This window comes from Micromonospora sp. NPDC000207, from assembly GCF_040300925.1.
Taxonomy (GTDB): Bacteria; Actinomycetota; Actinomycetes; order Mycobacteriales; family Micromonosporaceae; genus Micromonospora.
The window spans coordinates 1-7,223 of record NZ_JBEPEQ010000180.1 but is presented as its reverse complement, the minus strand read 5'-3'; the positions used below and the strand labels follow the sequence as shown (position 1 = coordinate 7,223).

Genomic DNA, 7,223 nt, shown 5'->3' with positions numbered 1-7,223 from the left:
GACCGGTGTCGCCGCCGCCACCGCCACCGCCGCCGAGGCACCCCGGGGGCGACCACCGGCCACCCGGCCCACCCGCTCCTCCCCCGCGCCGCCGACGACGCCGGTGGCCGCTGCGGATGCTGACGACGTTCCTGCTGACGGTGGCCTGCTGCTGCGGCTGCCCGCTCTACTTCGGCAAACCCGCCTGGGACCAGTACCCCGCCACCGCCAGCCTGCCCGCCGAGGTCGCCGACCTGCGGCTGCGCGACGCCGACGACTCGGTGCGCGAGATGGAGGCCGAGATCAGCAGGGCGAACTGGCTGACCGAGGAGACCTTCAGCGGCCGTTACACCGACCAGGCCGGCAAACAGGTGACGGTGATCGGGGGCACCGGTTTCCGGCCGACCCCGGAGAGTGACGCCGAGGGGGAACTCGGACGGCTCACCGAGCGGTACGCGTTGACCGACGTGACCCCGGTCGACTCGGCGATCCGGGGACGGCACGTACGGTGCGGCACCGGTCGGTCCGGGGAGACCTCAGTGGTGGTCTGCACCTCGGTGGACCACGGCAGCCTGATCACGGGCGTCTTCACCCGACTCTCGCTGCCCGACAGCGCCTCCCTGCTCGGCACTCTCCGGAGTCGGATCATCACAGTGGAACGGACGTGAGAACCCGACGAAAGGCCCCTCACGTCACCAAGCGCGGATCTTCCACCTGAGCCACAATCAGGGCATGTCACGGCGTTGGCTCTTCGCTGATCAGTTGGGGCCACACTTCCTCGACGACAGGCGTCAACCCGCGCTCCTGATCGAGTCGAAATCGGTCTTCCGGCGGCGGGCCTTCCACAGGCAGAAGGCGCACCTGGTGCTCTCCGCGATGCGGCACCGGGCTGCCGAACTCGGCGACCAGGCCCGCTACCTGCGCACCGAGACGTACGCCGACGGGCTCCGCCAGGTCTCCGAGCCCCTCGACGTGTGCCACCCGACGTCCCGGCGGGCGCTGGACTTCGTCCAGCGGCAGGGGCGGGTGACGGTCCTGCCGGCCCGGGGGTTCGTCACCGCGATGACCGACTTCGCCGACTGGGCCGACGGCACCCGGCGGAGCACCCTGCGGCTGGACACGTTCTACCGCTTCGCCCGACTCCGGCACGAGGTCCTGGTCGAGGGAACGGACCCGGTGGGCGGCCGGTGGAGCCTGGACTCGCAGAACCGGCGGCCCCCGCCGAAGAAGGCCGGACGGGTGGCGGTGCCGAACCCGCCGATGCCCCGGGAGGACGACATCGACGCCGAGGTCCGGGCCGACCTGGACCGGTGGGAGCGGGAGGGGATCCGGTTCGTGGGCCGGGACGGCCCCCGCCGGTTCCCGGTGACCCGTCGGGAGGCCCAGATCCGGCTGCGGCACTTCCTCCGGCACCGGCTGTCGGCGTTCGGCCCGTACGAGGACGCGATGCTCTCCACCGACGCGTCGATGGCGCACAGCATGCTCTCGTCGTCGTTCAACCTCGGGCTGCTCGACCCGATGGAGGCGATCCGGGGCGCGGAGAAGGCGTACCGGGCCGACGGCGCCCCGCTGCCCAGCGTGGAGAAGTTCGTCCGGCAGCTCCTCGGCTGGCGGGACTTCGTGTGGAACCTGTACTGGTACTTCGACGCCGGATGGCGCGACAGCAATGCCCTGGCCGCCCGCCGCACCGTCCCGCAGTGGTGGCAGGAGATCGACGCCGACGTGGTACGCGCACACTGCCTCTCCGACGTCCTCGACGGCGTCCGGAGTCGTGGATGGGTGCACCACATCCCCCGGCTGACGGTGCTCGGCAACTACGCCCTGCAACGGGGTTGGCGGCCGGACGAGCTGGTGGACTGGTTCCACCGCAGCTTCGTCGACGGGTACGAGTGGGTGATGACCGCCAACGTCGCCGGCATGAGCCACTTCGCCGACCTGGGCCGGATGTCCACGAAGCCGTACGCGTCCGCCGGGTCGCACCTCGACCGGATGAGCGACTACTGCGGCGGCTGCCCGTACGACCCGAAGGCTCGTCTCGGGGAGAACTCGTGTCCGTTCACCGCCGGATACTGGTCCTTCCTGCACCGCAACAAGGACCGGATCAGGGACAACCCCCGGATGGCCCGGCCGTTGAAGCAGCTCGCACAGCTCGCCGACGTGGAAGCCGTGGCCGCCCAGGAACGGCAGCGCGGCAGCGACCCGCCGTGAACCGGCCGCCCGCCGGGGGTGCGGACGGGAGCCCGGGGACACCCCGGCTGTCGGGTCAGACGGGGGTGGCGCCGGTGGCGGGCTCGTCCCGCTTCGGGGGGGCGTACCTCGGCACGTACTCCTGGCCGGAGAGCTTCTGGATCTCGCTCATCAGCTCGTCGGTCATCGCCCGCAGCGAACTCCGGTCGTCGGACCGGCCGGTGAAGTCCAGCGGCTTGCCGAACCGCAGGACGATCGGGCCGGTGCCCGGCCGAGGCATCCGGGCGCCGATCGGCTGGGCCTTGTCGGTGCCGCTCACTCCGACCGGGACGATCGGCACCCCGGCGGCCAGGGCCAACCGGGCCGCGCCCGTCCGTCCCCGGTAGAGCCGACCGTCCGGCGACCGGGTCCCCTCCGGATAGATGGCCACCTGCTCGCCGGCGCGCAACGCCGGGACGGCGGCGTCGAACGCCGACAACGCCGCCCGTCCGCCGCCCCGCTCGACCGGGATCGCGCCGAGCCCGGTCAGGAAGTGCTTGTGAAAGGTGCCCTTGAGGCCCTTGCCCTTGAAATACTCCGACTTCGCCCAGAAGGCCAGGTGCCGGGGAACCACAGTGCCGAGGAAGATCTCGTCGGCCACCGACAGGTGGTTGCTGGCGAAGATGAGCCCACCGGACCTCGGCACGTTTTCCAGCCCCTGCACGGTGGGACGGAAGACCATCCGCAGCACGGGGGCCACGGTGAGCTTGCCGATCGTGTAGAGCAGCGGCACTGGTCCTCCGGACTGTCGTACCCAACGGGCGGTGTGGTTGGCCGGGCGCTGTCACGTTAGCCGACGCCGTCGAGCGGCACCGATCGGGTCACTGCGGCGCCGATCCGCGACGACCCGGTGACCACGCGGTGTGAGCCGCCCCCCTCGGGGACGCACCGGTCCCCTGCCGACGGCGGACACGACGGCAGGGGACCGGGCGGCGACTGGGTCAGACCCGACTGACGGCGGCGGTCACCGACTCGCCGTCGCCGACCTCACCGGTGAACCCGGCGACCTCCTCGGCGAAGTCGATGCGATCGGCGAGCACCTCCCGAGCAACCACCTCGGTGTACGTCGACACCGCCGCCCGCACCTGGTCCGGCGCGGACAGGGTCAGCGCGATCCGGTCCGAGACGTCGAGGTCGGCGTCGCGGCGGGCCTGCTGGACCACCCGGACCACGTCCCGGGCCAGCCCCTCGGCGGCCAACTCCGGGGTGACTGCGGTGTCGAGCACCACCACTCCCTCACCGGCGGGCAGCGGGGCGGACTGATCGGCGTCCGAGGCGACCAGGCGCAGTTCGTACTCGCCCTCGGCGAGGGTGATCCCGGCGGCGACCGGTGCGCCGTCGACCAGTTCCCAGTCCCCCGCCTTCACCGCCTTGATCACCTGCTGCACCTGCTTGCCGACGCGGGGACCGAGCGCCCGGGGCACCACCGTCAGCACCTGCCGGCAGTGGTCGGCCAGGTCCTCGGAGAAGACGACCTCCTTCACGTTGACCTCGTCGGCGACGAGGTCGGCGAAGGGCCGCAGCTGCGCCGCCCGGGGCGAGGCCACAGTCAACGTCGCCAGCGGCAGCCGGACCCGCAGACCCTGGGCCTTCCGCAGGGACAGCGCCGCCGAGCAGACCTCCCGGGTGGCGTCCATCGCGGCCACCAGGTCGGGGTCGGCGGGGAACTCCTCGGCCGACGGCCAGTCGGTCAGGTGCACCGACCGCCCACCTGTCAACCCACGCCAGATCTCCTCGGTGGTCAGCGGCGCCAGCGGTGCCACCACCTGGCAGAACGTCTCCAACACCGTGGCGAGGGTGTCGAAGGCGTCCGCGTCGCCGCCCCAGAACCGGTCCCGGGACCGCCGGACGTACCAGTTGGTCAGCGCGTCCAGGTAGGACCGGACCGTCGCACACGCCCCGGAGATGTCGTACGCGTCCATCTGCGCGCCGACGGTGGCCACCAGTTCCCTCGTCTTGGCCAGGATGTACCTGTCGAGCAGGTGCGTGCTGTCCACCCGCCGCCGCGCGGTGTGCCCGTCGGCGTTGGCGTAAAGGGTGAAGAAGTACCAGACGTTCCACAGCGGCAGCAGGACCTGCCGGACGGCGTCCCGGATACCCGCCTCGGTGACCGCCATGTCGCCACCCCGCAACACCGGCGAGGACATCAGCATCCACCGCATCGCGTCGGAGCCGTACGAGTCGAAGACGTGGTAGACGTCCGGGTAGTTGCGCAGGCTCTTGGACATCTTGCGTCCGTCCGAGCCGAGCAGGATGCCGTGGCTGAGGCAGTTGCGGAACGCCGGCCTGTCGAACAGGGCGGTGGCCAGCACGTGCATCGTGTAGAACCAGCCGCGGGTCTGCCCGATGTACTCGACGATGAAGTCACCCGGGTAGTGGTGCTCGAACCAGTCGCGGTTCTCGAACGGGTAGTGCACCTGGGCGAAGGGCATCGACCCGGACTCGAACCAGCAGTCCAGCACCTCGGGGACCCGACGCATCGTCGAGCGCCCGGTCGGGTCGTCCGGGTTGGGCCGGGTCAGCTCGTCCACCGCCGGCCGGTGCAGGTCGGTCAGGCGTACGCCGAAGTCCCGCTCGATCTCGGCCAGCGACCCGTACACGTCGATCCGGGGGTAGGCCGGGTCGTCGGAGCGCCACACCGGGATCGGCGACCCCCAGAACCGGTTCCGGCTGATCGACCAGTCCCGGGCGTTGGCCAGCCACTTGCCGAACGAGCCGTCCTTGATGTGCCCCGGCGTCCAGTTGATCTCCTGGTTCAGCTCGACCATCCGGTCCTTGAACCGGGTCACCGCCACGAACCAGGAGGAGACCGCCTTGTAGACCAGCGGGGTGTCGCACCGCCAGCAGTGCGGGTACGCGTGGGTGTAGGTGTCCTGCTTCAACACCACCCCCCGCTCCTTGAGCTGCCTGATCACCGACTTGTTGACGTCGAAGACCTGCTCGCCCTCGAACGGCGGGACCAGCGAGGTGAAGCGGGTGTGGTCGTCGACGGTGACCACCGTCGGGATCCCGGCCGCGTTGCAGACGTTCTGGTCGTCCTCGCCGAAGGCCGGGGCCAGGTGGACGATCCCGGTGCCGTCCTCGGTGGTGACGAAGTCCGCGCCGAGGACCTGGTACGCGTTCTCCCCGCCCTGCTCGACGAGGAAGTCGTAGAGCGGGGTGTAGCGGCGTCCGACCAGGTCCCGGCCGTACACCGTGCCGACCTGGGTGTACCCCTCCAACTCCTTGGCGTACGCGCCGACCCGACCCGCGCCCACCACGTACCGGGCCCCGTCCCGTTCCAGGACCGCGTACTCGATGTCCGGGCCGACGGCGAGCGCCAGGTTCGACGGGAGGGTCCACGGGGTGGTGGTCCAGACGCCCAGGTTGACCGGGCCGCGCACCGCCTCGGGGGCGGACTCGTCGGCGGTCAGCTCGAACCACAGGGTCAACGTCGGGTCGTGCCGGTCGCGGTAGACGTCGTCCATCCGGGTCTCGGTGTTCGACAGCGGCGTCTCACACCGCCAGCAGTACGCCAGCACCCGGAATCCCTCGTAGACCAGACCCTTGTCGTACAGCGTCCGGAAGGCCCACATGACGCTCTCCATGTAGTCCAGGTCGAGGGTCTTGTAGTCGTCGGCGAAGTCGACCCACCGGGCCTGCCGGGTGACGTACCGCTCCCAGTCGTGGGTGAACTCCAGCACCGAGGTCCGGCACGCCTCGTTGAACCGGGCCACCCCGAGGTCGAGGATCTCGGCCTTGGAGGTGATGCCGAGCTGCTTCTCGGCGACCACCTCGGCGGGCAGGCCGTGACAGTCCCAGCCGAAGCGCCGCTCCACCCGTCGACCCCGCATCGTCTGGTAGCGGGGGACGACGTCCTTGACGTAGCCGGTGAAGAGGTGCCCGTAGTGCGGCAGGCCGTTGGCGAACGGCGGACCGTCGTAGAAGACGTACTCGTTGTCGGCACCGCCGTCGTCTGCCGATCCGGAGGCGGGCCGGGCGGCGACGGAGGCCTCGAAGGTCTTGTCGGCCGTCCAGTGCTCCAGCACCCCGCGCTCGACCGCGGGCAGGTCAGGGCTCGCCGGGACACCGGCGGCGGTCGGGTCGTGCAACGGATAGGCCATCGGGGGTCGCTCTCCTCGCGCAGCTCACTGTCGTGTGGTCTGCGAGGACGAGCCCCCTCCGGTACGCCGAATCCGGCGCCCCGGGTCGGACCCGCGGTACCACCCCGCTTGACGGTCGAGATCGACCGCCCGCTCGTTTGTCGGCTGTGACGGGCCGCACCCGTCCGGTTCTACTGAGCCGGTCACCCGGCCGTTCTTCCGGAGGCTCCCCGGTGATGCCGGATCGTCGCCGTGTGGCACCACGATACCCGTCGCCTTCCGCTGCGCGCCTGCGAGTAACCAGGGCCGGCCCGCCGGGGCCACCACCGGGGGGCGGTCTGTCGAGTGGGCGGTCTCACACGGCTCGGTTGCTGCAATCCAGGCCCGCCGCACGTCTTGTGAAGTGACATCCAGGACGGGAGGACACGATGGGTCGGATCGACCCGGCGGCGGTGACGCCCGAGGCGTACGAGGCGGTCTGCGGGTTGGCACACCACGCCCGCAGGACCGTCGACCCGGTGGTACTGGAGCTGGTGGAGCGACGCGTCCGCCTGCTCCACGCCGACACTGACGCCGTACCACCCCCGCAGGCCGACCCCGCGCCCGCACCGGACTCCCCGGACGGGTCGGGTCGGCGGCGGGAAGGCGGGGATTGCGGTGGTGGGGAGGTCTCCGGCGGCACGGCGGTGGCCGACCTGCGGGACACACCCGACATCGACGAGCGGCAGCGCACCGCCCTCGCCCTCACCGACGCGCTCACCCGACTCGGGGAGGGCGGCGTACCCGACCACGTCTGGGACGCCGCCGCACGGGTCTGGTCGGAGCGGGAACTCGCGGAGTTGACGATCGCCATCGCCACCGTCGACGCCCGCAACCGTCAGGCGGCGGCGGGACGGCTCCGGGCGAGAGCGCACGGGTGAGCCGCCCGGGGCCGGG

General features: G+C 71.3%; 5 protein-coding genes. 3 read left to right on the top strand and 2 right to left on the bottom strand.

Going from position 1 to position 7,223, the window contains the following annotated elements:
• Positions 1-116 precede the first annotated feature (116 nt).
• Both ABT336_RS26260 and ABT336_RS26255 read left to right on the top strand, forming a co-directional pair.
• Complete coding sequence (locus tag ABT336_RS26260; protein WP_350900106.1) at positions 117-647, top strand: hypothetical protein; 531 nt, start codon at positions 117-119, stop codon at positions 645-647.
• A gap of 64 nt (positions 648-711) precedes the next feature.
• The gene (locus tag ABT336_RS26255; protein WP_350900104.1) at positions 712-2,187 is read left to right on the top strand and encodes a cryptochrome/photolyase family protein; all 1,476 of its coding nucleotides are present in this window, start codon (positions 712-714) and stop codon (positions 2,185-2,187) included.
• A gap of 55 nt (positions 2,188-2,242) precedes the next feature.
• Here the strand turns inward: ABT336_RS26255 and ABT336_RS26250 are convergent, their stop codons facing one another.
• Together ABT336_RS26250 and ileS are read right to left on the bottom strand one after the other, a co-directional pair.
• On the bottom strand, positions 2,243-2,938 hold the full coding sequence (locus ABT336_RS26250; protein WP_350900102.1) for a lysophospholipid acyltransferase family protein: 696 nt from the start codon (positions 2,936-2,938) through the stop codon (positions 2,243-2,245).
• A 208-nt stretch (positions 2,939-3,146) separates the two neighbouring features.
• A complete protein-coding gene (gene ileS / locus ABT336_RS26245; RefSeq protein ID WP_350900100.1) occupies positions 3,147-6,308 on the bottom strand; it encodes an isoleucine--tRNA ligase in 3,162 nt (1,053 codons plus the stop codon).
• Positions 6,309-6,715: 407 nt separating this feature from the next.
• Here ileS and ABT336_RS26240 point away from each other — a divergent pair, with 407 nt between their 5' ends.
• Complete coding sequence (locus tag ABT336_RS26240; protein ID WP_350900098.1) at positions 6,716-7,207, top strand: carboxymuconolactone decarboxylase family protein; 492 nt, start codon at positions 6,716-6,718, stop codon at positions 7,205-7,207.
• Positions 7,208-7,223: the final 16 nt, after the last annotated feature.